The sequence below is a fragment of the Vagococcus fluvialis genome (assembly GCF_048815235.1).
Lineage (GTDB): Bacteria > Bacillota > Bacilli > Lactobacillales > Vagococcaceae > Vagococcus.
In genome coordinates this window covers 58,861-85,259 of record NZ_JBMEAO010000011.1, presented here as the reverse complement: position 1 = coordinate 85,259, position 26,399 = coordinate 58,861, and the positions used below count along the sequence as shown (strand labels likewise).

Sequence of the window (26,399 nt, the reverse complement as noted above, 5' to 3'; positions counted from 1 at the left end):
GTGTTTTTTTATGCAAATTACGTTAAAAGGTAACCCAGTAGATTTAGAAGGTGTTCAACCAATCGTAGGTGACAAAGCACCTAACTTTTCATTACAAGATTTAAAAGATGAGGTTGTTGAGTTATCATCAAGTATTAACCAACCACTTATCATTAGTGTTGTACCAGATATTGATACAAGTGTTTGTGCGCTACAAACAAAACGTTTTAATCAAGAAGCTGCAACAGAAACAGGCCTTAACTTTGTGACAATTTCAAATAATACTAAAGACGAGCAAAGTAACTGGTGTGCTGCTGAAGGTGTTGAGATGACTATGTTACGTGATGCTGATTTAGAATTTGCTAAAAATTATGGTTTATTAATTCCAGCCATTAACCGTTTAGCAAGAGCTATTTTTGTAGTTGATACAAAAGGAACAATCGTTTACGAAGAAATCACACCAGAAGTATCACAAGAGCCTGATTATGTAAAAGCTCTAGAAGCAGCAAAAGCTTTGATTTAAGTTTGACTCGTTGACTCTTTCATTGTAGAATGAAATCAAATAAAAGATGCTTAGATTAAGAGGAGTAGTACTTGGAAGAGACTTAGAAAGAAAATCCGTTGGCTGAAAGATTTTCCTTTGAAGAGTATGAAGGTTGCTTAGGAGCAGAAGTTTTTTCCGTTTAGCATTCGTTAACGTGCTTTTAAGTGACAACTTTTTAGTTGTAATCTAGGTGGTACCGCGAGATATTCGTCCTAAAGTAGAAATACTTTAGGACTTTTTTTATTGCGAAAATTTAAAATCAGGAAGGAAAGATATTATGACAGAAGAAAATAACTTGGCATCAAAATTTGATCCCAAACAAGTCGAACAGGGTCGTTACCAGAAATGGTTAGACACGGATGTATTTAAACCAAGTGGAGATAAAAGTGCGAAACCTTATTCAATCGTTATCCCACCGCCAAACGTAACAGGGAAATTACACTTAGGTCATGCTTGGGATACAACTCTTCAAGATATGATTATTCGTCAAAAGAGAATGCAAGGTTTTGATACTTTATGGGTACCAGGAATGGATCATGCAGGTATTGCGACTCAAGCAAAAGTTGAAGAAAAACTTCGCGCAGAAGGCGTGACACGTTATGATTTAGGCCGTGAAAAATTCTTAGAAACTACAAATGAATGGAAAGAAGAATATGCAGGTCATATTCGTGAGCAATGGGGGAAAATTGGTCTTTCTGTTGACTACTCTCGTGAAAGATTCACTTTAGATAAAGGTCTTTCAGATGCGGTTAAAAAAGTCTTTGTTAAATTATACGAAAAAGATTTAATTTACCGTGGTGAGTATATTATTAACTGGGATCCACAAGCAAAAACTGCTTTATCAGATATTGAAGTTATTCATAAAGATATCGAAGGAGCTTTCTACCACATGTACTATCCATTGGCAGATGGTAGTGGCAAATTAGAAATTGCGACAACTCGTCCAGAAACAATGCTTGGAGATACAGCTGTTGCGGTTCATCCAGAAGACGAAAGATATAAAGATTTAATTGGTAAAAAAGTTATTTTACCTTTAGTTAATAAGGAAATTCCAATTATTGCTGATGAGTACGTTGAGATGGACTTTGGAACTGGTGTGGTTAAAATAACTCCTGCCCATGACCCTAATGACTTTGAGGTTGGTAATCGTCATAATTTACCACGTGTTAACGTAATGGACGCTAGTGCAACTATGAATGAATTAGCTGGTAAATACGCTGGTATGGACCGTTTTGAAGCGCGTAAGGCAGTGATTAAAGATTTAGATGAGTTAGGTTTACTTAAAGAAATCGAAAAACACATTCATAGTGTTGGACACTCTGAAAGAACTGGCGTTGTTGTTGAACCACGTCTTTCAACTCAGTGGTTTGTTAAAATGAAACCTTTAGCTGAAATGGCTATTAAAAATCAAGAAACAGAAGATAAAGTAAACTTCTATCCACCTCGTTTTGACCAAACTTTCTTAACTTGGATGGAAAATGTTCATGATTGGGTAATCTCACGTCAATTATGGTGGGGACATCAAATTCCTGCTTGGTATCACAATGAAACAGGTGAAATGTATGTTGGAGAAACAGCACCTTCTGACATTGAAAACTGGACTCAAGATGACGATGTATTAGATACATGGTTCTCAAGTGCTTTATGGCCATTTTCAACAATGGGTTGGCCAGATGAAGAAAACGAAGACTTCAAACGTTACTTCCCAACAAGTACATTAGTAACTGGTTATGATATTATTTTCTTCTGGGTAAGTCGTATGATTTTCCAAAGTTTAGAATTTACTGGACAACGCCCATTTGAAAATGTGTTAATGCATGGCTTAATTCGTGCTGAAGATGGCCGTAAGATGAGTAAATCTTTAGGTAACGGAATTGACCCAATGGATGTTATTGAAAAATATGGATCAGATGCTTTGCGTTGGTTCTTATCAAATGGTTCAACACCAGGACAAGACATGCGTTTTAGCTACGAAAAAATGGATGCTTCTTGGAACTTTATCAATAAGATTTGGAATGCGTCACGTTTTGTTATTATGAACTTGGAAGGCTTCAATTATGAAGATATTAACTTAGAAGGTCATAAAACAGTCGCTGATAAATGGATTTTAACTCGTTTAAATGAAACGATTGAAAAAGTAACAGTGTTCTTTGACCGTTTTGAGTTTGGTGAAGCAGGACGCGCGTTATACAACTTTATCTGGGATGATTTCTGTGACTGGTATATTGAAATGAGTAAAGAAATTCTTTACGGAGAAGATGAAACTCAGAAAAATATGACTCGTAGTATTTTAACGTACACATTAGATAAAATCTTGAAGTTATTACATCCAATCATGCCATTTGTAACGGAAGAAATTTGGGAGAAAATTCCACATACAGGTGAGTCATTAGTAGTAGCTCCATATCCAGTAGTGGTACCTGAGTACACAGATGAAGCATCAGCAAGAGGAATGGAAGTCTTACAAGAATTAATTCGTTCAGTGCGTAACATTCGTTCTGAGGTGAATACACCAATGTCTAAGCCAATTACTTTATTAATCAAAACAAATGATAAAAAAGTAAACTTATTCTTAAACGAAAATACGAAATACATTGAGCGTTTCTGTAATCCAGAAGAATTAGTGATTGCTGATGCAGTTGATGCACCAGAAACATCAATGAGTGCTGTTATTACAGGTGCAGAAATTTTCTTACCATTAGCTGATTTAATTAATATTGAGGACGAAATTAAACGTCTTGAAAAAGAATTAGATAAATGGGCCAAAGAAGTAGAACGTGTACAGAAAAAATTATCTAACGAAAAATTTGTATCAAGCGCTCCAGAAGCTGTTGTTGAAGGCGAAAAAGCTAAAGAAAAAGATTACTTAGAAAAACAAACAGCTGTAACAGAAAGAATTAATCAACTAAAAAAGGTGTAGTTACAACTGATCTGCTCTGAGTGATTGGAGGGAAGCATAAATAATCTGCGGTTTTCAGATAATTTATACTTCCTGAAATCACCGAAAGAGCAAGTTGAAACTACCCGTCAAGTAAGGTGTAGTAATAAGCGATTAGCTTCAAGTAATTGGAAGATAACTCAAACAATCTGTTTTTAGATTGATTGAGTTATCTGAAATTACCGAAGAAGCTGCTTATTACTGCCCGTCAATAAAATCTGTAAATCTTAGCGTTTAGCTTAAATTAATGTTAGCCATCACAAGTAATCTAATTAATATTGCTTGTTGATGGCTGAAGTTATAAATATGTCAAAAAATAAATAATAGGTGGTTTTAAAATGAATTATGAAGAAACAGTAGCCTGGATTCATGACCGCATTAAATTTGGGATCCGTCCAGGATTAATCAGAATCGATGAAATACTTGAAAGATTAGACAATCCACAACATAAATTAAAAACAGTTCATATTGGCGGAACAAATGGGAAAGGGTCTACGACAACATTTCTTCGTAATTTGTTAGAGCAACAAGGGTTAAGAGTAGGGACTTTTACTTCACCTTATATTGAATGTTTCAATGAAAGAATAGCCATTAATGGGGAACATATTCCAGATGAAAAGCTAGTTGAATTAGTCACTAAAATTAAACCAATTATTGATGACATGGACACTGTGGAAGAATTTAAAAATGCGGTTGAGTTTGAAATACTAACAGCCATTATGTTCCAATATTTTCTTGATGAACAAGTTGATATTGTCATAGTTGAAGTAGGTTTAGGTGGAACTTACGATTGCACAAATGTGATTACTCCTATCGTTTCAGCTATAACAACAATTGGTTTTGACCATACAGATATTTTAGGGGATACGATTGAAGAAATTGCTGCTCAAAAAGCAGGAATCATTAAAGAAAACAAGCCTGTAGTTGTTGGAAAAGTTGACGAAGCTGCTTTAGAAGTGATAAAAGCGAAGGCTGATGAAACAAACAGCAAGCTCTATCACTATCAAGAAGACTTCACAAGTAAATATATTCAGCCAGATGACAATTGGGGAGAAGTCTTTAATTATCGTTCAAACGAACTAGATTTATCTCATGTGACCATCTCTTTATTAGGTCAACATCAAGTCGATAATAGTAGTTTAGCTATCAAATTATACGAAATTATTTGTAAAGAACTAGGCTTACCTATTTTAAGTCGTGATATTCAAAAAGGATTAAAAAATGCTTTTTGGCCTGGAAGAATGGAAAAAGTATCGGATGAGCCTTTAATTGTTTTAGATGGAGCTCATAATGATCATGCTATGAAAGTGATGGTTAATAATCTAAAAACGGAATTTAAAGGTCAACATATACATGCTATCTTTGGTGCGTTATCAACTAAAGATATTAATGCTATGGTAAAAGATTTAAACACTGTTTCTAATCTAGATTTAAAAGTAACTGCTTTTGATTATCCTAAAGCATTCACTAAAGAAGAATATGAAGTAATGGGCTTAGAGGCTTACGGCGATTGGCGTGATGCATTGGCTGATACTTTAACAGAATTAACAGGAGATGACTTGATTTTAATTACAGGTTCTCTGTATTTTATTTCCCAAGTCAGAGAAACACTTTTAGGAGGAAATTGATTGGAAAAAATAAGTGGTATCATTTTTGATATGGATGGGTTGATTCTGGATACAGAAGCAATTTATTGTGAATGTAACGTCTCAACTGCTCCAAAATATGGATTAAAAGGCTTCGATAAAGCATACTACAAAGAAGAAATTGGATTAAGTGAAGAACATGCTTATCAAAAGTATTTATCCGATTTTGATTATGTTAGTAAAGAATCAATAGATGGTTTTTATAAAGAGAGCCGTCAAAAAGTCAAAGATATTTTTGATACATCAGGAGCACCACTAAAACCTGGTGTCATTGAATTGTTAGATTACTTGAAAGAGCAAGATATACCATGTGTGGTGGCTTCAAGTAATACTACTGAGATGATTAATCAATTATTAAGTAAAGCTAATTTATTACCTTATTTTAAAGGGATTGTTTCAGGAGATGAAGTGACACATGCGAAACCTCACCCAGAAATAGTAGAAGTAGCATTAGAAAAATTAGGCTCACCTGCGGCTGAAACTGTTATGTTAGAGGATTCATTAAACGGAATCAGAGCATCTTTCACATCAGGAGTTCCTGTTATTATGGTGCCTGATTTATTAGAACCTACAGAAGAAGCTATCGAGAAAACACATCGCATCAAAGCTGATTTGTTTGAAGTTTTAGCCTATATTCAAAAAACAAAATAAAATAACCTCCTTTCATCGTATTTTAAAAGTATAGGTGAAGGGAGGCTTTTTTAGTAGTGAAATTAAAAGAATATAAAGATGAGATTAAACCTCGTGAACGAGTAGAAAATGAAGGTGTCAATGCTTTATCCTATCAGGAATTATTAGCTATTATTTTAAGAAGTGGTAATCGAGATAAAAACGCTTTGGAATTATCAAACGATGTCTTACTAAATTTTGATAGTGTTTATGATTTAAAAGATGCTAGTTTAAATGAGTTAAGAGAAATAGATGGCATTGGCCCGACTAAGGCAATTGAAATACAGGCTGCTATAGAATTTGGAAAGCGCTTGGTATATGAAACAAAGATAAAAAAAGGAGCTGTATTATCAAGTGCTCAATTAGGAGAAGAGTTCATTTTAGAAATGAAAGATTTAGTACAAGAGCATCTGATTGTGTTATTTTTAAATTCTAAAAACGAAATTATTAAAAAGAAAACCCTTTTTATTGGCTCTTTAAATCAATCTGTAGCTCATCCTAGGGAAATATTTAAGTACGCTGTTAAATACTCCTCTGCTAGGATCATTATCATTCACAATCATCCTTCTGGTGACCCTCAACCGTCTAAGCAAGATCTAGGTTTTACTGATCGAATTATGGCTTGTGGAGATCTAATGGGAATTGAAGTTTTGGACCATCTTATTATTGGTGAAAATAGCTATACGAGTCTAAAAGAAAGAGATCTTTTATAGAAAAAAACGTTTTCTACTCTACTTGCAATTCTAGATTAGTTGCGTTATGATTGATGTGTAATTTGGTTTTTGGATTCAATAGAAGTATGTAACATATCGTTTCAATCACCTCTAGCGACCTTAAAGCAAGTATTACAAAATATCATTTAGTGCTTATGGCACGAGGAGGAAATAAAATGGCTCAAGGAACAGTAAAATGGTTTAACGCTGAAAAAGGATTTGGTTTCATTCAACAAGAAGAAGGAAATGACGTATTCGTACATTTCTCAGCTATCGAAGGTGAAGGATTCAAGTCTTTAGAAGAAGGTCAAGCAGTTACCTTTGAAGTCGAAGATACAGATCGCGGACCTCAAGCTGCTAACGTACATAAAGCTTAATTTAAATTTTAATTAACAAAAGTGTCAGTAGATTTATCTACTGACACTTTTTTCGTTTTATTCGACTAGTTGGAAGAAATATTATTTTTTACGATGTGGATGAATGTTTCTATAGCTAGTCAACAGAGCTTGATACACAGATAATTTTTTTGGATAAATAAGATATCTTGGGTACCAGTTAGGTTTAAATTTATTTTTATATTGTCTGAGACCTTTAAAGGAGTATAGACTAGATGAATTCTGATAAATACTTGTGACAATGGTATCTAAAAAGTCGTTTGATTTATTGTAACTACTTGATAATGGTGCCATGCCTAAATTAAAAATAGTATAGTCATTTTCTTTAGACCAAAGAATCAAATTCAGATAAAGTAAATCCATCATTGGAATATTAGGGTTGTCTAGCCATCTAATTAAATCCACAGATATTTTATTATCCACATAGGTAGGCATGATGGACGCAAAGGCAATCGCTTCTCCATTATTATTTCTCAATGTAGCAATAGCATTTTGAGAAAGATAAGTAGGGTTAAAGTCACCAAGTGAAAAACTCATCTCTTTTTTATCACCTAACCAAGCATCTGAGATTACTTGTAACTCATTGATTAATTCAGGTGTTGATTCTTCAACTTGGAAGGTAATTTCTTCATTTTCTTGTTTATTTATTAATTGTCTAAACACTTTTCCTTTATTTCCTGTTATTTTAAAAGTCGTAACATCAACTTCAGCTTCTTCACCTAAGTTAAAAAGATTATAGTTTAACTGAGTATAAATATGAATAAAGTCAGTAGAGGTTTGGTAGAAAATAAGTTCCTTTCCGATTTGGCTAGCATAGTCATGTAGATTATTAATAAATGGAATAAACTGAGACTGATTACCAACAGGATCCCCTAAAATCAAAATAGTAGTACGATTCTCTTGATAGATACATGACACTTCAAGATTAGTATCATTTAAAACAGTATTTGCTGGTAAGAAACCTAAATGTGCTAGATTATTTCCAGTATGAGTTGTAATAATTTCCTTATATGTCTCTTTTGAATCATTCATGTCATTTTCTAAAGCAAAGGCTGAAAACTTATGGATAGAACGTAAACGATAACGCTTGATACTAATGAATAAGAACCAAAGAAGTGACAAACAAAGAACATAATAGTAAAAGCCTGAATAAACAGGGAGTTCAAGAGAATCAGCTATGTCTAAGATTGTAAGTAAGGTTGAGATAGTGATTACTAAGGTTATTAACCATGTTCCTTTTTCTTTACGAGAGGGTGTCGTTAATTGAAGTGGAAAACTTTTTCTTCCTAAGTAAAGAACAATAAGTAACATAAGTGAAAAAATAAATCCTTCAATAAAATACAATTGATTGAATAACACAATCTGACTCATCACAATTAAAACTAAAAGAATAGCAGTATTTGTCATAGCTTCTTTAGAGCCGTGATACAAACCAATGTAATTTGGAATGAGGTAAAGAGAAGCTAAAAGATAGATACTAGCAAACAGACAAATAAAAAAATTCGTTTCAGAGGAAGGTATCGCGAAAATCCCTAAGAAAGCATCTTGGAAGAAGAAGACATTTCCAATTAAGAATAAAATTATAATGACCCATCTAATTAAAACTTGAATTCTTTTTTTTGTGACATCAACAACAATAGTTCCAAATTCTTTTGTGAAAAGACTGATTTCTTTAACTTCTTTAGGTTCTTGATCTTTTGATTTAGTATCTGTCATTACTTGAAGTTCAGTTACAGAAAGAATTAAACCTAAAATAAAAGGTAGAATATAATAAGTCAAACGATAAAAAACTAAAGATAGAAGAATAGGACCTTCAGATACATGAAATTGTTGAGTCATTCCTAATAAGAAAATGACATCAAAAGCACCTAGACCACCAGGGACCATACTAATTAATCCAGCTAGAGAAGCGATAATAAAAATAATTTCCATTTGCCAAAAATTCACATCAACATCAACAAAACGAAGAGATAAAAACATGACTAGACTGACTGATACGTAATCTAAAACAGAAACTAGAGTGTATTTAAGACTTAAGAAACGATCATGTGAAATAGGAGGCTTTATGGTAGTGGTAATTAAAAATAAAGGAACAGCTATTCCCAAGACTAAAAGACCAGTTTTTAGAAAAGGCTTCTGATTTAATAGAGGGATCGGGTGAAAAAAATTGAATAAAACGGCAATGGATAAAACACCTATTCCGGTTAACATAGAGACTAATAAAAGTGAGATACTTTTTTTAAGTTGATTTTTTTCGTCTTTAGAAGAAGTGAACGCACTAAAGTAGTTGTATCGTATGGTTGAACCGATGATACCACCAAATCCAAGGAGCGCGTTTAAAGAATTAATAATCCAACTCATTTTAATTGTTTTTAATAGAGGTACTTTTAATTTTTGAGAACGAACTAAAACTAAATCATAAAGACTTAGTACCCATATACTTAAAAAGCTAACGAAGATCAAGGTAGCAATAGATAATAAAGATCGTTCCTGAATAACAGTAAAGATATCTTTGAAATTAATTGAAGATAGTTCTGCTTTTAATTTAAACATTGAAAATAAAAAAATAATGGCAGCGATAGCAATTTTAAAAAATTTTTTCATAGTGAAATACTCCTTTTAGATTTATTCATAGAGAGTTCATAAAGCAAAAAGCACTCAGACACGAAAATTGTTTTCAATTTTTGGTGTTTGAGTGCTTTTCTTAGAAAAGTCTATATAACTAATCACATGATAATGGACTAGATGTCGATTGTCTTAATTTGCTTCTAGAACAACTGGTAAAATCATCGGATGTCGTTCTGTTTTTTCTACTAAGAAAGGTTGGATTGTATTAACAATAGCTTCATTAAGAATAGCTTCGTTACAATCTTTTTGTTTAAGTGCTTTACGAATAGTATTAAATAGTAGTCGTTGTGATTCTTGAATCAACTCACCAGACTCTCTCATATAAATAAATCCGCGAGATAGAATATCAGGACCAGCAACAATTGTTTGTGTTTTGTAGTCAACAGTTGCCACAGCTAAAACTAAACCATCCTCAGAAAGAATACGTCGGTCTTTTAAGACGATATTGCCAATATCCCCAATGCCATTTCCATCTACATAGACGTCATCAGCATTGAAATGTCCAGCACGTCTTGCTGAATCAGGAGTTAATGCTAAAACATCACCATTTTCTAAGATAAAACAATTTTCTTTTGGAATACCTGTTGCTTGAGCTGATTGAGCATGAACATTTAACATGCGGTACTCACCGTGTACAGGAATAAAGAATTTTGGTTTAAGTAGACGTAATAATAATTTTTGCTCTTGTTGTCCACCATGACCAGAAGTATGAATATTATTTACTTTTCCGTGAATAACATTAGCACCAGCTTCTGATAGCAGGTTAATTAAACGGTTAACACTAGTTGTGTTTCCTGGAATTGGAGAACTTGAAAAGATAACAGTATCATCTGGCTGAATCGAGATTTGACGATGAGTTCCATTAGCAATACGGCTAAGGGCAGCCATCGGTTCACCTTGAGAACCAGTACATAAAATCATAATTTCGTTAGCTGGGTATTGATTAATTTCGCGACTATCAATAAATGTTTCATCAGGAACATTTATATAGCCTAATGCGCGACCATTAACCATAGCGTTTTCCATGCTACGACCAAAGACTGCAATTTTACGACCAGTTTTAACAGCAGCTTCAGCTGTTTGTTGTAAACGGAAAATATTAGAAGCAAAAGTTGCAAATATCACACGACCTTCAACTTTTTCAATAATACGTAAAATAGATTCGCCAATTAGTTTTTCTGATTTAGTAAATTCAGGTACTTCAGCATTTGTACTGTCAGAAAGTAAACAAAGAACGCCTTCTTCACCAAGTTTAGCCATTTTGTGTAAATCAGCAGGCTCACCAACTGGAGTGAAGTCAAACTTAAAGTCACCAGAGTAAACAACATTACCAGAAGGCGTTTTAACAATAACACCATTGGCTTCTGGAATACTATGAGTTGTACGATAGAAGCTGACACTTGTTTTTCTAAATTTAATAACTGAATCTTCGTTTACTTCATGAAGTTCAGCATCTCTTAATAGACCATGTTCATCAAGTTTATTTCTGATTAAAGCCATAGCTAATGGTCCAGCATAAATTGGAATATTAGCTTGTTTTAAAAGAAAAGGAATGCCACCAATGTGGTCTTCGTGTCCATGAGTAATAATTAATGCTTTAACTTTACTTAAATTTTTAAGGATGTATTGATAGTCAGGGATGACATAGTCGATACCTAATAAATCATCTTCTGGAAATTTAATTCCAGCATCAATCATGATGATTTCATCTTGGAACTGAACACCGTAAGTATTCTTTCCGATTTCTCCAAGTCCACCGATGCCAAATACACCTGTTTCATTGTTTTTTATTTGAACTTTCATAATTACTCAAACTCCACAAGTTTGAAATCAGCGTGTTCTTTTTCGTATTCTAAATGATTGCCATCAAGTTCTTGAATTAATTCAATATTGTAGATTGTTTTTTCTTCAATAATTTTTCTGGCTTCAACTGGAGAAGAAGCTTCAATGTATAATGAAACTGTTTTTTCTCTTTGTGGGCTGCGTGCTTTGTCTTCTTGATAATATACTTTATAGATCATAATAATATCCCCTTTAATAAATGTATTTAGTGAGTTATTTATTTTTAAACACAACAAACTGAGGTGTTCTTTACACCTGGTTTGAAGTATAGTTACAATTAAACTTGCTTTAATATGTAACATGAAACGCTTTTTTTCGTTTCAATATAAGATAAAAATTCACCGTCTTGAGGTTGGAAAAAATTCCAACATTTAGATTTATTCTATCATAATCATAACAAGATGTATAGAAACATTAACCCATAAAGAAAGAGACTATCGTATAAGGGGATAATCTTATATGATAGTCTCTTAATCTCTTATTTTAAGACATCGTGGTATTCTGTTTTTTGGTCAAATTCTTTTTTAGCAAAAGGACATAAAGGTAAGACTTTTACTTGGTTAACTCTTGCAAAATCAACACTTAAAGCGACTAATTTTTCAGCAATTCCTTGTCCTCGGTAGTCATTTTCAACAAATGTATGATCTATTATTATGAGGGATTCCCCTGCATTAGTCCAAGTGATTTCACCAATTTCTTCTTTTTTTTCATTTAAAACTGTAATTCGTTTATTTCCTTGAATATACTCCATTTGTTAATTCTCCTTTAATAAATATTTTAAAGCACCAGTAGGGCATTGATTTAGGACGTGTTCATTCTCTGCTATTGTTCCATTATCAGTAATAATCCAAGGACGTCGACCGACTTCAAAAACATCTGGATTGCCTTGCACACACTTAGCCGCGTGTTGGCATTTTTCTTTATTGTAAAAGATGTCCATTTTTTCACCAGAATATTTACGGTAATTTTGTTCTGTTAGCTGTTCTTCTGACAAGTCACTTTTATTAATTTTAGACATGTGATTCATTCCTTCCAGTAGAATTTTTGTTAATTTAATTATAGCACGTTTATTATTGTTTTTATTACTATCTATTTATTTATTGTTGTCTAATTTTAAGAGAAATCTACTCTGAAAAAACTCTATCAAAAAGTAAGGATATCATAGGAAAAAAAATAAAAAGTATGTTATGTTAGTCTGTAGCATATAAAAAAATCAAATGTAAGGAGCCGATTAAATGAAAACAATGTGGCACTATGCCATGCGCCAAAAAGGACTCTTATTTCTTAATATGATTTGTGTCTTTGGGTTCGTGATAATTGAGTTAGGTTTACCAACTTTACTCGCAAAAATGTTAGACGTTGGAATTGTGAATAACGATTTTGAATACGTTAAAAAAATAGGTGGCTATATGATTGTAACAATTGCAGTAGGGATTGTACTGTATCTAGGATTAGCCGTTGTAGGGGCAAGACTTAACACAAGACTTGTTCAACACATGAGAAATGACATGATGGAAAATATTCAACGTTTTTCTCACCAAGAATATGAAAAAATTGGAATGTCCTCATTAATCACTCGAACAACAAATGATGCTTTTCAAGTTATGACTTTTATGGGAATGATTCTTAGAATGGGATTTATTACACCAATTATGTTCATTTCAAGTATTATTATGATTGTTAGAACAAGTCCTTCCTTAACTGTATTTGTTATTGGAGCTCTTCCGTTACTTTTAGGTGGTATCCTGATTATTGGAAAACGTTCAGAGCCATTATCTAATAAACAACAAGGAAATCTTGATAATATCAACATGATATTAAGAGAAAACCTGACAGGACTTCGAGTAATTAGAGCCTTTGTCAATGAACCTTTTGAAGAGGAACGCTTTGATAAAGTAAACCAGGACTATACCTCAAGTTCTAAAAAATTATTTAAATTAATGGCGACTGCTCAACCAGCTTTCTTTTTCCTGTTTAACTTAGTAATGGTCTTAGTAATTTGGTTTGGAAGTATTCAAATTGATGCTGGTAGTTTAGAAGTAGGGAATTTAATTGCCTTCATTGAATATATTTTTCATGCTCTATTTTCATTCTTATTATTTTCATCTGTATTTATGATGTACCCAAGAGCAGCTGTTTCTGCTAGACGTGTGCAAGAAGTTCTAGATATGGAACCAGCTATTAAAAACCCTGATAATGGTGTAAAAGAAACAAAAACTAATGGGGTTATTGAATTTAAAGATGTTAGCTTTGCTTATCCTGGTAATTCTGAAAGTCCTGTTATTAGAAATGTGTCTTTTACTGCTAAACCAGGTGAAACGATTGCTTTTATTGGGAGTACTGGTAGTGGTAAATCAACCTTGATTCAATTAATTCCTAGATTTTATGATGTCTCTCGTGGAAGTATCACTATTGATGGAGTCGATGTTAGAGAATATGATTTAGCTTCTTTACGTCAAAAAATAGGATACATTCCACAAAAAGCCTTATTATTCTCAGGAACAATTGAAGAAAACTTAAGATACGGGAAACCAGATGCCACAGAAGAAGAGATGAGAGAAGCTCTTGATATTGCCCAAGCAACAGATTTTATTGCTCAAAAAGAAAAAGGCCTACACGAGCCAATTTCTGAGGGAGGCTCTAACTTCTCAGGAGGACAAAAACAAAGACTAGCAATGGCTAGAGCTTTAATTAGAAAACCTGCTATTTATGTTTTTGATGACAGTTTTTCAGCCCTAGATTACAAAACGGATGCAACTCTTCGAGCAAGATTAAAACATGAAACAACAGAATCAACGGTTTTAATTGTCGCGCAACGAGTGAGCACCATTATGCACGCTGATAAAATAGTTGTCCTTAATGAAGGAGAAGTTATCGGAACAGGAACTCACCGTGAGTTATTGAAGAATTGTTCTATTTACTATGATATTGCGTCATCTCAATTAACAGAGGAGGAACTAGCATGAAAAAATCATTAAAAACAATGACTAGATTATATGCCTATATCTCTCCTTATAAAGGAACTTTCTTTTTTGCTATTTTTATGGCTATTGCAGCAGTTGCGTTAAACGCGGTATTACCTTTTGTTACTGGGCTACCAACTACAAGAATTGCTCAAAACATAAAAAATGGTGAATCTGTGGATTTCAATTACATCTTCAAAATTTTGGTTATTTTATTTATTATTGGTGCAATATGGAGTGTAACTAACTTCTTATCACAGATGTTTATGACAAATGTTGTTCAACATTCAATGAGAGATTTAAGACATGATTTAGACCAAAAAATAAATCGTCTACCTGTTTCTTATTTTGATAAAAATCAATTTGGCGATGTGTTATCTCGTGTAACAAATGATGTAGATGCTGTAAGTAATGCTATGCAACAAAGTTTTATAGCTATTATTAATGCGCTATTAGGAATTGTGATGGCTATTACAGCCATGTTATTAATTGATAAAAAATTAGCAGTAATCGTGATGTTGATCATCCCTTTATCAATTATTATTTCTAAAATTGTTGTGAATATCTCTCAAAAATATTTCAAGAAACAACAAGAATCTTTAGGTAATCTAAATGGTTTTGTTCAAGAAAATTTAACAGGTTTTAGTGTATTGAAACTTTATGGGCGTGAAGAACAGACGTTAACTGATTTTAAAGAGGTAAATGGTAAGTTAGCGCATAATGGTTTCAGAGCAGCAGCTATTTCAGGCTTAATGATGCCATTAGTTAACTTAACAGCTTACAGTGCTTATATTGGAGTGGCAGTTGCGGGTTCTTTTTACATTATTCAAGGAACACTTTTATTAGGAAACTTACAAGCCTTTATCCAATATGTTTGGCAAGTCAGTCAACCAATGGGGCAAATTACTCAGTTATCATCTGTGATTCAAAGTGCGTCAGCAGCTACAAAACGTGTCTTTGAAATATTAGATGAAGACGAGGAAGTGGTGAACGAAGTTGATATTCCACTTCCAGAAGTAATTGAAGGCAACGTTAGTTTTGAAAATGTGTCATTTAGTTATGATCCAGAAAAACCTTTAATCCAAAACTTCAATGTTGAAGTTAAAGCAGGTCAAACGGTGGCAGTTGTTGGTCCGACTGGGGCTGGGAAAACGACATTGATTAATCTATTGATGCGTTTTTATGATGTAACTGAAGGAGCTATCAAAATTGATGGCATTGATACCAAAGAGATGAATCGAAGTGATGTTCGTTCTTTATTCGGTATGGTGCTTCAAGATGCTTGGTTGTACAATGATACAATTGGTGAGAATATTAGATTTGGTAAATTGGATGCAACTGATTATGAAGTTGTTGATGCAGCCAAAACTGCTAATGTGGACCACTTTATCAGAACGATGCCAGATGGGTACAGTATGTTAATCAATGAGGAAGGAGATAACGTTTCCTTAGGTCAAAAGCAATTGTTAACAATTGCCAGAGCAGTTATCTCTGATCCTAAAATTTTAATTTTAGACGAAGCAACAAGTTCTGTGGATACTAGGTTAGAAGGTTTGATTCAAAAAGCGATGGATAGAGTAATGGAAGGCAGAACAAGTTTTGTTATTGCCCATAGATTATCAACCATTCGTGATGCTGACTTGATCTTAGTAATGGATCAAGGGCGAATTATTGAACAAGGAACCCATGAAACCTTACTTGCTAAAGAAGGATTTTATGAAAAACTATATAATAGCCAGTTTCAAGAAGAAGCAGAATAGAAGATGATTAAATAAAAAGGATGAAGGATGACTGAAAAGTCATCCTTTTTTTAGATTAACGTATTAATTGAGATACTTTTAAAGCAATATATAGATTCATTAATTGATCTGTCTGTTTCAAATTAATATCTAGAATTTCTTCAATTCGTCCCAGTCTCGCTCTAAGAGTATTTTTGTGAATATATAAGATATCACTAGTTTTTATATGGGAGAAGCCTGTATCAAAGTAAATTTCTAATGTATGGAATAACTCAGTATGATTTACTTCGTCACTCTCTTTAAGAGGAGTGATGTATGTTTCAAGCATTTGATTAATAAATAAGTGATTCATATTACCTTGTTCGTCTGTAAACATCTTTAAAATACCAATATTATCATAAAGTAAAGTTCGGTCCTCAGAATGATTAGATTCGATAAAACGAACAGCTTGTTTGGCTTCTTGCCATCCAGCGGCTATTTGCCAATAAGGATGAGCATTACTAACACCAATAGCAAAAGCATGGTGATTAAAAAAATCTTCCATAAATAAGTTAAGAGAAGTTAAAAAATTTTGTGGATACTTAAATGGAGTAGGGATTAAAAGAACCCAATATTTTTTTCTAGTAAAAATTAAACAGTTAGGTTTGATAAAACTCTGCTCTTTTAAAGCTGCTTTAAAACGAATGAATAAATCATTTTTTTCAGTAAAAGATAAATGACATTTGTTTAAGATATCTTTTATCAAGAGAACATGATAATTATTTTCTAAATCAGCACCTAAACTAAGACTATATTGCTTTTTTTCTTCCTCATTTGGTTCTTTCATATGCATGATTTCTTCGAAAACTAGATTTTGGTAATGGTTACTAGATTTTTGAAATTCGTCGTAAAAAGCTTTTTTTAAAAGATAAACTGATTGAAAAACATCAATTTTTTCAAGTAATTCAGGGGTTAAAGAATTAACTGAAAGAGGTTGCTTAATGACTAAATAATTAACTAGTTTTTGTTGCTGATAAACAGGTAATATAAATAATTGAATTTGCTGTTCTGTCCATTCCTTTTGTTTTTCAATGAATCCATCCTTCATATGGCCTTGGGAAGTTTCTCCAAGTGTTTTCCAATTTCTAGGTGGATTTAAATGTAAATGTTCAGTGAATTCAGGCCAAGAAAAATCATCAGAGTATTCCAGTAAGTGGTAGTTGGTATCTAAAATAGCAATGGAAATACCCATTATTTTATAAAGAGCCGTACAGAGATCGTGGAAAGAATGCTCATTAGATAGTGATTTAAAAATAACTTTTTGAAATTCCCTTGTTTCTTTTAATACTGATGTTTGTTGGTCAATAATTAATTTCTGAATAGGTGTCATGACATCACTCCAACTAAACTTATCTTCAATAATTAATAAGGGAATATGGTTAAAGTGTAAAACTTTGACCAGTTCAGGTGTGATATTTTTTTTGAATTTTTTTTTGGTTATTAAACCGGCTATTTGTTTTTCAGCCATTTTTTCAATAAAAGAAGCATCAAAAATAGTTTCCATATAGAAACCAACTATAAGAAGTTCTTTTTCTTTAACCCAGTCTTCGATATGTGGCATATCCATGACAGTGACAATAGATACTTCTCTAATAAGAGATTCTTGGGTACCGATAATATCAGCTGTTTGAAATTCCGTTAATTTAAGTAAGTCTTTAATCGTAATAGTTTGACTCATATTCAAACTCCTTTCAAATAGGACCTTATATTAATTATCATAGATTGTGAAAAGATATCAATTGTTTTTTCACACAATGTAATCGCTTTCTTTTTAGGCTTTTATACAATTCATTTTACGCTAGATTCTATCTAAAATGAAGTCATCAAATGAAAAAGGAGCTATTACAATGAGAAACCGATTTAAAGGAAAAGATTATTTAGCATTTAAAGATATGGACCGTGAGGAGTTAGAGTTCATAACTGACTTATCGTTAGATTTTAAGAGAAAATGGACAGCTAGAGAACCTCACGAATATTTTAAAGGTCAGGTATGGGCTGGTCTATTTGAAAAAAATAGTACAAGAACAAGAAATGCTTTAGAAAGAGCGGCAGCTGATTTAGGAATCAAGTTAGTTTATTTACGACCTGACGAAATGCAGATGACAAGAGGAGAACCTTTAAAAGATACATGCCGTATTTTAGATCGCTATTTTGATGGTTTGTTTATTAGAACATTTGGTCATGAAATCGTAGAAGAATGTGCTAAGTGGATGGAAAATCCTGTTATTAACGGATTAACTGCTTTGGAGCATCCGACTCAAGGGATTGCAGATATGATGACGATTAAAGAAAAATTTGGCAAATATGAAGGGTTAAAAATGTGTTACTCAGGTAATCTGTACAATGTTTGTTATACAACTATGATTTTCTGTGCCACTTTAGGAATTGATATGTATATTGCTTGTCCAGCAAGTTTAGTTCCAGATCCAGACATTTTAGCAGAAGCAAATAAACGAGCTGAAATATCAGGTGCCAAAATTGTCTTTACTCAAGACTTTGATGAAGCATTAAAAGACGCAGATATCGTTTACGGCATGTCTCAATATAGCATGGGACAATCAGATGAAGAAGTAGCATATTTGAAAGAAGCCTTCAAACCTTACCAAATTACTATGGAAGCAATGGCTAAAGCTAAACCGACTGCTATTTTCATGCACTGTTTACCAGCTCACAGAGGAGAAGAAGTGACTGATGAAGTAATGGAATGTCCACAATCAGTTATTTTTGATGAAGGTGAGAACCGTATGCACTCGATTAAAGGAATTATTGCAGCCATAGCAGATTAATAAAGGAGAACAAACAAAATGGGAAAAATCGTAATTGCATTAGGTGGAAATGCCTTAGGAAATAATGTTGAAGAACAAAAAGAAGCGATTAACCAGATTGTTCCTTCTTTAATAGACTTAATTGAATCAGGTCACCAACTAATTATTAGTCATGGAAATGGTCCCCAAGTTGGTATGATTAATTTAGCTTTTACAGAATACTTTGCTGCTGAAGACTCAGGAAATGACATGCCGTTTCCTGAGTGTACAGCAATGAGTGAAGGATATATTGGTTATCATTTACAAAATAAACTAACAAATGAATGTACCAAAAGAAAGAATGGATTGAAAGCTTGTACGGTTCTAACTCAGGTGTTAGTTTCAGAAAAAGATCCAGCTTTTATTAATTTACAAAAACCAATTGGTAAATTTTATACTCAAGAAGAAGCACAAATTATTGCTGAAGAAAAAGGTTTTACGATGAAAGAAGATTCAGGTAGAGGATATAGGAGAGTTGTGGCGTCCCCTCTACCATTAGATATTTTGGAGAAAAAAGCAATTAAGACATTGTTTGATAGTGGTGAGATTGTTATTGCTTGTGGTGGAGGCGGAATTCCTGTTATTGAAACAACTGAAGGATACGAGGGAGTACCAGCAGTAATAGATAAAGATTTTGCTACAGAATGTTTAGCGGAATTAGTTGATGCAGATACTTTAATCGTTCTGACAGCAGTCCCAGTAGCTTATGTTAATTATGGTACAGAAAATCAAAAAGAACTCAGAAATATATCTGTATTTGAAATGAAAAAGTATCAAGAAGAAGGTCAATTTAGTGCAGGTTCAATGATGCCGAAAGTTGAAGCCGTTGTAAAATTTGTTGAATCTGGTAAAGGTAAAAAAGGAATTATTACTTCTTTTGAATGTTTAGTAGATGCATTGAAAGGAGAAGCAGGAACGATTATCGAAAGTGAGGGAAAATAAAATGGAAGCCGCTCCAAAGAAAAAGTTTAAGTCGCCCAATACGTATGTCATTATTTTCTTTGTATTAGTTATAGTCGCTATTATGACTTGGTTTATTCCTGGTGGAATGTATGAAGTGGACGAAGCAGGGAGAAATATAGCAGGTACTTATGCAAGGATTGAATCTAATCGTCAAGGCTTGTGGGATGTTATCATGGCACCAATCATTGGAATGGTTGGAAATAAGGAAGTAACTGGTGCTATTGCGATTTCTTTAAATGTCATGTTATTTGGTAGTTTTTTAGAAATGATGGATACAGTTGGTGCTATTAACATAGGGTTAAAAAACGTTGCTAAAAAATATCAAAATAATCATACTGTTTTAATTACTGTTTTGACTTTCATCATGGGAGTTTTTGGAACTGTACAAGGATCTTATGAAGAAGGTTTTGTGTATCTGTTAATGTTTTTACCGATTATTCTTTCTTTAAATTTAGATACGATTGTTGCATTGATGATTGTTATTTTTGGTACCCAAGCTGGGTGTGCTGCTTCCATTGTAAACCCATTCTCAACTGGTATAGCTTCGGGTATAGCAGGTATTAGCCCTGGTGAAGGTATTATTTTTAGAGCAATATCTTTTGTTGTTCTAATGAGTTTGACTTCGTTTTTAATTTGTAGTTACGCTAAAAAAATTAAAAAGAATCCGGAAAAATCTGTTCAGTATTATCGTCACCAACAAGATATTGAAGAGTTTGTAAGTATTGGAGATGGTAATGAAACATTAGATAAACGTCAAAGAAAAGTGTTTTACATTTTCATTGCAACGTTTGCTATTATGATTGTGTCACTTATCCCTTGGACATCATTAAATGAAAATTTTACACTATTTGAAACGATGACTGATTGGTTAAATACTAATACGATTACAAGTGCTTTACTTGGAAATGATTTGGTGCCCTTTGGTAGTTGGTACTTCAATGAAATCAATGGATTATTAATTATTATGACTGTTGCTTCAGGTTTTATTATGGGCTACAGCATTGATAAAACCATCAATATTTTAATTAAGGGCGCAGCAGGATTAGTATCTACAGCCTTTATAGTTCCATTAGCAAGAGGGATTCAAGTTATTATGAATGATGGAAATATTACTGCAACTATTTTAAATGCGTGTGAGAAAACATTAGGTAGTTTACCAACCATTGTTTTTATCATTGTATGTTTCTTGGTTTATATTTTATTAGCCACTTTTATTCCAAGTTCAACTGGATTAGCAGCGGCAACAATGTCAATTATGGCACCATTAGCAATCTTTGGTGGAATAGAAGAGTCAGCTATGATTATGATTTATAATTTTGCGTTAGGTTTTGTTAAAATATTTGCTCCAACTTCGATAATTGTTATGACTTGTACTCAAGCAGTTCACGTTAATTATGGAACGTGGTTAAAAGCTTCATCAAAATATATTTTCATATTCTTTATTGCTTATGTTGCTTTGTTATTAGTAAACGTATTTGTATTCTAAACTATTTTTAAATAAGGAGAAAAAATCATGAATAAAACAACTTATGTAAAAAATGCCACAAATGAGTTAAAGGAAGTTATTGTCTGCTCGCCAAAATATTATGTCTTTAATGCGATTAATGAGATTACAAAGTCTTGGATGGAAAAAGGTGAAACAGAACAAAATGAACAAATGGTAGCTGAATGGGAAACATTAGTTAATGCTTATCGTGAAAATGGAGTGGTTGTTCATGAAGTCGAAGCGTTTAAAGAACTTGAAGTTCAAACCTTTGCCAGAGACTTTGGTGGAATGATTAAAGAAGGTGCAATTATTGGGAAATTCCGTCACCCAGCTAGACAAAAAGAAACTGAAATTTATGAAGCAAAACTAAAAGAGTTAGGTGTTCCAATTGTAGCTCGTGTTAATGCTGGTTGTTTTGAAGGTGGAGACTTCTGGATGATCGATGAACATACAATAGCTTTTGGTTTAGTAGATAGAACTGACCAAGCTGGTGTTGACAATTTAAGAGAGCAATTAGCTAAATTTGGCTACACCGTAGTTGGTGTACCAGCTTCTCCAGCCAATTTACATTTAGATATGATATTTAATATCGTTGCTGAAAAAGTGTGTATTGCAGCGACTGATGAGTTACCATTTGAATTTTTAGAAATGCTAAAACGCCGTGATTTTAAAATTATTCATGTTCCAAGTGAGTTAGTCTTTAAACATGGATGTAATGTTCAAGCTTTGGGGAACGGTAAAGTATTAGGTATAGAAAATAATAAATCAGTTAATGAAGCCATGGAAGCTGAAGGAATTGAAGTTATAAAACTACCATTAGAGCAAATTTTAAAAGCTGGTGGAGGTCCGCATTGTATGACATTCCCAGTTAAACGTGCTTAAATAAAGGTATGTAGGAACAAGGAGGATTCAAATGAAGGTAGTTATTGCAGATTATAAAGATTCTATGATGCCAGTTCATGATTATGAGAAAGAGATTTTAATTAATGGGCTAGCTGAGTGTGAAGTAGTTATTTACGAATATAAGGATAACAAACGTGAAGAGTTTTTTGATATCATTAAAGACGCAGATGCTATCTTAACAGCTTATATAAAAATTGATAAAGAAGCGATGGAACATGCGCCTAAATTAAAAGTTATTTCAATGAATGCTACTGGATATGATAATGTAGACTTAGACGAAGCTAATAAAAGAGGTATTGGAGTTTGTCCGGTTGGTGAGTATTGCACAATTGATGTAGCAGAATTTACAATTGCAATGATGTTAAGTTTGGTTAAAAATCTTAAAATTTATGGTAATGATATCGACTTAAATCATAATTGGCGATATGAGATTGGAACAGCAAATAAACGAATTGAAGATATGACAGTAGGTATTTTTGGATTTGGAAAAATCGGTAAAGCAGTTGGGAAAAGAGCAAAAGCGTTAGGACTGACTGTAATTGCTTGTGATCCTTTTATACCAGAAGATAGTGGTGAAGCTTACCACATAGAATTAGTTACTCCTGACCAAATCTATGAAAAAGCAGATGTTGTGTTGAATCATATGAATTTAAATGAAACGAACTATGGCTACTTTAGTTTAGAAAAATTTCGACTTATGGAGAAAAGACCTTATTTTATCAATATGGGGCGAGGAGCTTGCGTGGTTGAATCAGATTTAATTATTGCTTTAGAAAATCATTATTTAAAAGGAGCAGCATTAGATGTGTTAGTAGATGAAACGCCCGACTTAAAAGAGCATCCACTAGTAGGTCGACCAAATGTTATCCTTACACCTCATGCAGCGTTTTATACAACAACTTCAATTACAGAATTACAACGTATTTCTACTGAAAACATTGTTCATTATTTATTAGATGAAAAAGATAAAGTTTTTAGATTGGTTAGTCAACAATAACCAAAGGAGAGTTCAATTGAGCTCTCCTTTTTTTGCATTATTTATAAACTTCATTTGTAATTTTTCATGAGTTAGTTTAAAGAAAAAGAGTAAGTAAATAGTTTTGATTTGACAATTATGAATTATATATATAAAGTATATGTATATTGTTTTTGCAAAGGAGAGATTTAAAGTGAATGAATTAAATAATTGGCATCAAGCTTTAATTGATGGAGCAATTACAAGAGTTAAATTGCAAAAAATATTAGATCAACTAGCTGAAACAGAAGGATTAACTGGCCAACAAATGGCTGTTTTACTAGGGTTACGACATAATGATGTTTCTAATGTTGGCCAAATTTCGGATACTTTTTTACTAAAACAAACTAATGTCTCATCATTAATAAAAAAATTGGAAACAATGGAATTGCTTACGAGACAACGAAATGGAGAGGATGTCAGAATTGTGGATCTATCTTTAACAGAAGTAGGAATTCAAAAGGTTGATCGACTAATAGAAAGAATTGAAAAAAGTTATCAGCATTTGACTAATGATAATAGCGTTAAATTTGATTTTGATGAATTAAGAAAAAGTTTTTTAGAGATGTCTCAAATTATTGATTATTTGTATAAACAAAAATTTTAAGTTAAAAAAATTGTTGAGAAAGGGTAGATCCTATGAATATATTATTAATGTTTGCAGTGATTATTTTAGCAACTAAGCTTTTTGACAGCATAGCGATACGAATGAAGTTACCAGCAGTTGTGGGGAGTTTGATAGCAGGTATTTTGATTGGTCCATCAGGATTTAATATTATTCAAACAAATAGTGGGATTGAAATTTTTGCGCATATTGGAGTTATTTTACTGATGTTTTTGGCAGGCTTAGAGTGTGATCTAAAAATATTAAGAAAATACTTTAAACCTTCTTTAATCGTTGGAACACTTGGAGTTTTTGTACCGTTTATTCTATTTAGTGTTGTTTCTATGTTCTTTAAATTCTCAGCACCTGAAGCTCTAGCTATTGGATTGGTTTTTGGAGCGACTTCTTTAAGTATCACTATTCAAGTGCTAAAGGAGTTAGATTATGTCCAAACAAAAGAAGGAGCAGTTATCATAGGAGCAGCAGTTCTAGATGATATCATTGTTATCATTTTGTTAAATATTATGTTAAATGTTTTTGCTGATGGTTCAACATTAAAAGCTCTTGTTCCACTGTTAGTCGGGAATGTCTTTTTCTTTATTCTAATTTTCTTGATTCACAAATTCGTTATGCCAGTACTAGTTAAGCTAATTAAAACAATGGAAGCGCCAGAAGTACAAATGGGCTTATCTTTAGTTTTATGTTTAGCTTTAAGTGCGTTTGCAGAAACAATCGGCATGTCTGATATTATCGGAGCTTTTTTTGCAGGTATTTTAATTTCTCAAACAGATGTGGCGCATATGATTGAAGAAAAAACCAATAGTTTAGCACAATCAATATTTGCCCCAGTATTCTTTGTCAGTATTGGTCTAAAACTGACATTATCAGGTTTGAGTAGTCATTTCTGGTTAATTTCAGTCTTTACTTTACTTGCGATTCTTTCAAAATTTATTGGAGGATTCCTAGGTGCACGAATGAATGGGTTTAATCCAATGAGTAGTGCAATTATAGGAACAAGTATGGAGTCAAGAGGGGAAATGGCTTTAATATTACTCAGCTTAGGTTTAGAAACAGGTTCTATTCAATCTGAAATATATGGTGCTTTGGTTATTGTAATTATTGCAAGTACCATTATAGCTCCGATCATGTTAAAAGCACTTATCATAAAAAGTCGCGAAAAATACGGCATTGAAGATCTGGCTATTTAATACTAAACTAGCAGATAAAAAAATAAGGTTCTCTATAAAATGAGAACCTTATTTTTTATTGCCTAATTTTTATAAGCTTCAACAGTAATCGTTTGATTGCTGTCAGTAGGTTTTTCTAAATATTCATAGTCAGCTGAAATAGAGACGTTTGTAAAACCTATTTTTTCAAGTATTAGAGTTATTTCAGTTAGTCCGTACCAGCGAAGTAAGAAAGGCTGTAACTCGGTTTTCACTAAGACTCCTTCTAACCACTCAGAATAAGTTAAATGAGAAATAATATGTTGTTTCAACCAATCAATCTCAGTTATTTTTCTTTCTAAAGTGATAAATTCATTATCGTTGACTTTAAATGTGCTAGTAGAGGTTTCATTAAGCTCAGGATAAAAGGGCAAGTCTAAATCAAAAATAAGTTTTCCCTTACTTGTTAAATGATTATAAAAGTTTGTTAAGACTTTTATGGCTAACTCTTCAGTATCGATTAAACAAAAAGTGGATGTCGGTAAAATAATAGCTTCGTAATCTTTAGTTGGAAGATCAAAAGTTGCCAAGTCCCCAACATGAAGTTTACTAGCTAAAGAGTGTTTTTCTAAGTTAGACTGACATGTCTTTAACATGTCTTTTGATAAATCTAAACCTTCTACACTGTAGCCTTCTTCTAGTAGAGGAATCATCATTCTACCAGTTCCAACACCAGCTTCAAGAATCTTACCTGTGATACCGTCTAATCTTTCGCTATAATAATCAACATCCCCGTTTAGTGATGAACCAACAGGCTTAGTCAATTCGTAAACTTTCGTAGCTAAAGAGCCATAAGTATTATACAAAAAATCATCTCCTTCTATCTTTAGACACCTTGGTCAATGACTTGCCAAGAGCTATTTTTATTTTGTCTAATTAAAATAAATTGCCATGGTCCCATTTCAGTATGTGGTGAAACGCTGCCATCTGTTTTATTTCCAGTCTTAAAATAAGTTGTAAAAATCAAGATATTTTCTTTAGAATAATCGCTAAATGAACGAGCCCCTTCATCTTTTGTGGCTATTTCATTTTGATATAAGTTATTATCGAACTCAATGGCCTTCAAAGTAGATTCTTGCCAGTTAGTATTGAAAAAGTTAACAACGACCTCAACACCTTGATTAAGTTCGTCTGTCGTAAAATCAGATGTTTTATCCAATTGAATGTTGATGTCTGAGCAGGTTTGCTTGCGAGGTGTTACTAAATAAAGAATGACTCCACATAGAATAATACCAACGCTACTTATTATAAGCCATTTCTTTTTATTAATCATAGTTAAGACTCCTTTTTTTAACGAGAGTTT

General features: G+C 32.8%; 23 protein-coding genes and 1 other annotated feature. Of the genes, 15 read left to right on the top strand and 8 right to left on the bottom strand.

Annotated features, from left to right (window positions below; translation table 11 throughout):
• Positions 1-10: 10 nt before the first annotated feature.
• The 6 genes from tpx (at position 11) to ACODH8_RS08570 (ending at position 6,866) form a co-directional block, all read left to right on the top strand.
• Positions 11-502: a thiol peroxidase gene (gene tpx, locus ACODH8_RS08595; RefSeq protein WP_332465122.1), complete on the top strand. Its 492-nt coding sequence runs from the start codon at positions 11-13 to the stop codon at positions 500-502.
• A 42-nt stretch (positions 503-544) separates the two neighbouring features.
• Positions 545-741 (top strand) — a binding site (T-box leader).
• Between the two features lie 59 nt (positions 742-800).
• A complete protein-coding gene (locus ACODH8_RS08590) occupies positions 801-3,443 on the top strand; it encodes a valine--tRNA ligase (protein WP_332465123.1) in 2,643 nt (880 codons plus the stop codon).
• Between the two features lie 356 nt (positions 3,444-3,799).
• Positions 3,800-5,089, top strand: coding sequence for a folylpolyglutamate synthase/dihydrofolate synthase family protein (locus ACODH8_RS08585; RefSeq protein ID WP_332465124.1), 1,290 nt, complete (start codon positions 3,800-3,802; stop codon positions 5,087-5,089).
• Entirely contained in the window at positions 5,090-5,758 is a 669-nt protein-coding gene (locus ACODH8_RS08580; protein WP_332465125.1) for an HAD family phosphatase, read from the top strand.
• A 56-nt stretch (positions 5,759-5,814) separates the two neighbouring features.
• Complete coding sequence (gene radC, locus ACODH8_RS08575; RefSeq protein ID WP_332465126.1) at positions 5,815-6,489, top strand: RadC family protein; 675 nt, start codon at positions 5,815-5,817, stop codon at positions 6,487-6,489.
• A 176-nt stretch (positions 6,490-6,665) separates the two neighbouring features.
• Complete coding sequence (locus ACODH8_RS08570; protein WP_332465127.1) at positions 6,666-6,866, top strand: cold-shock protein; 201 nt, start codon at positions 6,666-6,668, stop codon at positions 6,864-6,866.
• Between the two features lie 81 nt (positions 6,867-6,947).
• On the opposite strand, the gene ACODH8_RS08565 is transcribed toward ACODH8_RS08570, so the two are convergent.
• From ACODH8_RS08565 to ACODH8_RS08545, 5 genes are all read right to left on the bottom strand, one after another.
• Positions 6,948-9,488 carry a phosphatidylglycerol lysyltransferase domain-containing protein gene (locus ACODH8_RS08565; protein ID WP_332465128.1) on the bottom strand — a complete coding sequence of 847 codons (2,541 nt, stop codon included), beginning with the start codon at positions 9,486-9,488 and terminating at the stop codon, positions 6,948-6,950.
• Positions 9,489-9,641: 153 nt separating this feature from the next.
• The gene (gene rnjA, locus ACODH8_RS08560; RefSeq protein WP_332465129.1) at positions 9,642-11,315 is read right to left on the bottom strand and encodes a ribonuclease J1; all 1,674 of its coding nucleotides are present in this window, start codon (positions 11,313-11,315) and stop codon (positions 9,642-9,644) included.
• Between the two features lie 2 nt (positions 11,316-11,317).
• Positions 11,318-11,533 carry a DNA-directed RNA polymerase subunit epsilon gene (locus ACODH8_RS08555; RefSeq protein WP_332465130.1) on the bottom strand — a complete coding sequence of 72 codons (216 nt, stop codon included), beginning with the start codon at positions 11,531-11,533 and terminating at the stop codon, positions 11,318-11,320.
• A gap of 299 nt (positions 11,534-11,832) precedes the next feature.
• A complete protein-coding gene (locus ACODH8_RS08550) occupies positions 11,833-12,105 on the bottom strand; it encodes a GNAT family N-acetyltransferase (RefSeq protein WP_332465131.1) in 273 nt (90 codons plus the stop codon).
• A gap of 3 nt (positions 12,106-12,108) precedes the next feature.
• Positions 12,109-12,372, bottom strand: a complete 264-nt coding sequence (locus tag ACODH8_RS08545; RefSeq protein WP_420504909.1) for a (4Fe-4S)-binding protein — start codon at positions 12,370-12,372, stop codon at positions 12,109-12,111.
• A gap of 217 nt (positions 12,373-12,589) precedes the next feature.
• Here ACODH8_RS08545 and ACODH8_RS08540 point away from each other — a divergent pair, with 217 nt between their 5' ends.
• Both ACODH8_RS08540 and ACODH8_RS08535 read left to right on the top strand, forming a co-directional pair.
• Positions 12,590-14,320, top strand: a complete 1,731-nt coding sequence (locus ACODH8_RS08540; protein WP_332465133.1) for an ABC transporter ATP-binding protein — start codon at positions 12,590-12,592, stop codon at positions 14,318-14,320.
• Positions 14,317-16,077 carry an ABC transporter ATP-binding protein gene (locus ACODH8_RS08535; RefSeq protein ID WP_332465134.1) on the top strand — a complete coding sequence of 587 codons (1,761 nt, stop codon included), beginning with the start codon at positions 14,317-14,319 and terminating at the stop codon, positions 16,075-16,077. The genes ACODH8_RS08540 and ACODH8_RS08535 overlap by 4 nt, the downstream gene beginning before the upstream one ends.
• A gap of 55 nt (positions 16,078-16,132) precedes the next feature.
• On the opposite strand, the gene ACODH8_RS08530 is transcribed toward ACODH8_RS08535, so the two are convergent.
• Positions 16,133-17,773 carry a PucR family transcriptional regulator gene (locus tag ACODH8_RS08530; RefSeq protein WP_332465135.1) on the bottom strand — a complete coding sequence of 547 codons (1,641 nt, stop codon included), beginning with the start codon at positions 17,771-17,773 and terminating at the stop codon, positions 16,133-16,135.
• Positions 17,774-17,942: 169 nt separating this feature from the next.
• Here ACODH8_RS08530 and argF point away from each other — a divergent pair, with 169 nt between their 5' ends.
• The 7 genes from argF to ACODH8_RS08495 all read left to right on the top strand — a co-directional run bounded on the left by argF (position 17,943) and on the right by ACODH8_RS08495 (position 25,078).
• Positions 17,943-18,881, top strand: a complete 939-nt coding sequence (argF, locus tag ACODH8_RS08525) for an ornithine carbamoyltransferase (protein WP_332465136.1) — start codon at positions 17,943-17,945, stop codon at positions 18,879-18,881.
• 18 nt (positions 18,882-18,899) lie between these two features.
• On the top strand, positions 18,900-19,841 hold the full coding sequence (gene arcC, locus ACODH8_RS08520; RefSeq protein ID WP_332465137.1) for a carbamate kinase: 942 nt from the start codon (positions 18,900-18,902) through the stop codon (positions 19,839-19,841).
• A 1-nt stretch (position 19,842) separates the two neighbouring features.
• Positions 19,843-21,348, top strand: a complete 1,506-nt coding sequence (locus tag ACODH8_RS08515) for a YfcC family protein (RefSeq protein WP_332465226.1) — start codon at positions 19,843-19,845, stop codon at positions 21,346-21,348.
• A gap of 27 nt (positions 21,349-21,375) precedes the next feature.
• On the top strand, positions 21,376-22,230 hold the full coding sequence (locus ACODH8_RS08510) for a dimethylarginine dimethylaminohydrolase family protein (protein ID WP_332465138.1): 855 nt from the start codon (positions 21,376-21,378) through the stop codon (positions 22,228-22,230).
• A 31-nt stretch (positions 22,231-22,261) separates the two neighbouring features.
• Entirely contained in the window at positions 22,262-23,248 is a 987-nt protein-coding gene (locus ACODH8_RS08505; RefSeq protein ID WP_332465139.1) for an NAD(P)-dependent oxidoreductase, read from the top strand.
• 172 nt (positions 23,249-23,420) lie between these two features.
• Positions 23,421-23,873: a MarR family winged helix-turn-helix transcriptional regulator gene (locus ACODH8_RS08500; RefSeq protein WP_332465140.1), complete on the top strand. Its 453-nt coding sequence runs from the start codon at positions 23,421-23,423 to the stop codon at positions 23,871-23,873.
• Between the two features lie 32 nt (positions 23,874-23,905).
• Positions 23,906-25,078: a cation:proton antiporter gene (locus ACODH8_RS08495; RefSeq protein WP_332465141.1), complete on the top strand. Its 1,173-nt coding sequence runs from the start codon at positions 23,906-23,908 to the stop codon at positions 25,076-25,078.
• 62 nt (positions 25,079-25,140) lie between these two features.
• On the opposite strand, the gene ACODH8_RS08490 is transcribed toward ACODH8_RS08495, so the two are convergent.
• Positions 25,141-25,902: a class I SAM-dependent methyltransferase gene (locus ACODH8_RS08490; protein WP_332465142.1), complete on the bottom strand. Its 762-nt coding sequence runs from the start codon at positions 25,900-25,902 to the stop codon at positions 25,141-25,143.
• Positions 25,903-25,922: 20 nt separating this feature from the next.
• Positions 25,923-26,369, bottom strand: coding sequence for a DUF4829 domain-containing protein (locus ACODH8_RS08485; RefSeq protein WP_420517676.1), 447 nt, complete (start codon positions 26,367-26,369; stop codon positions 25,923-25,925).
• Between the last annotated feature and the right edge of the window lie 30 nt (positions 26,370-26,399).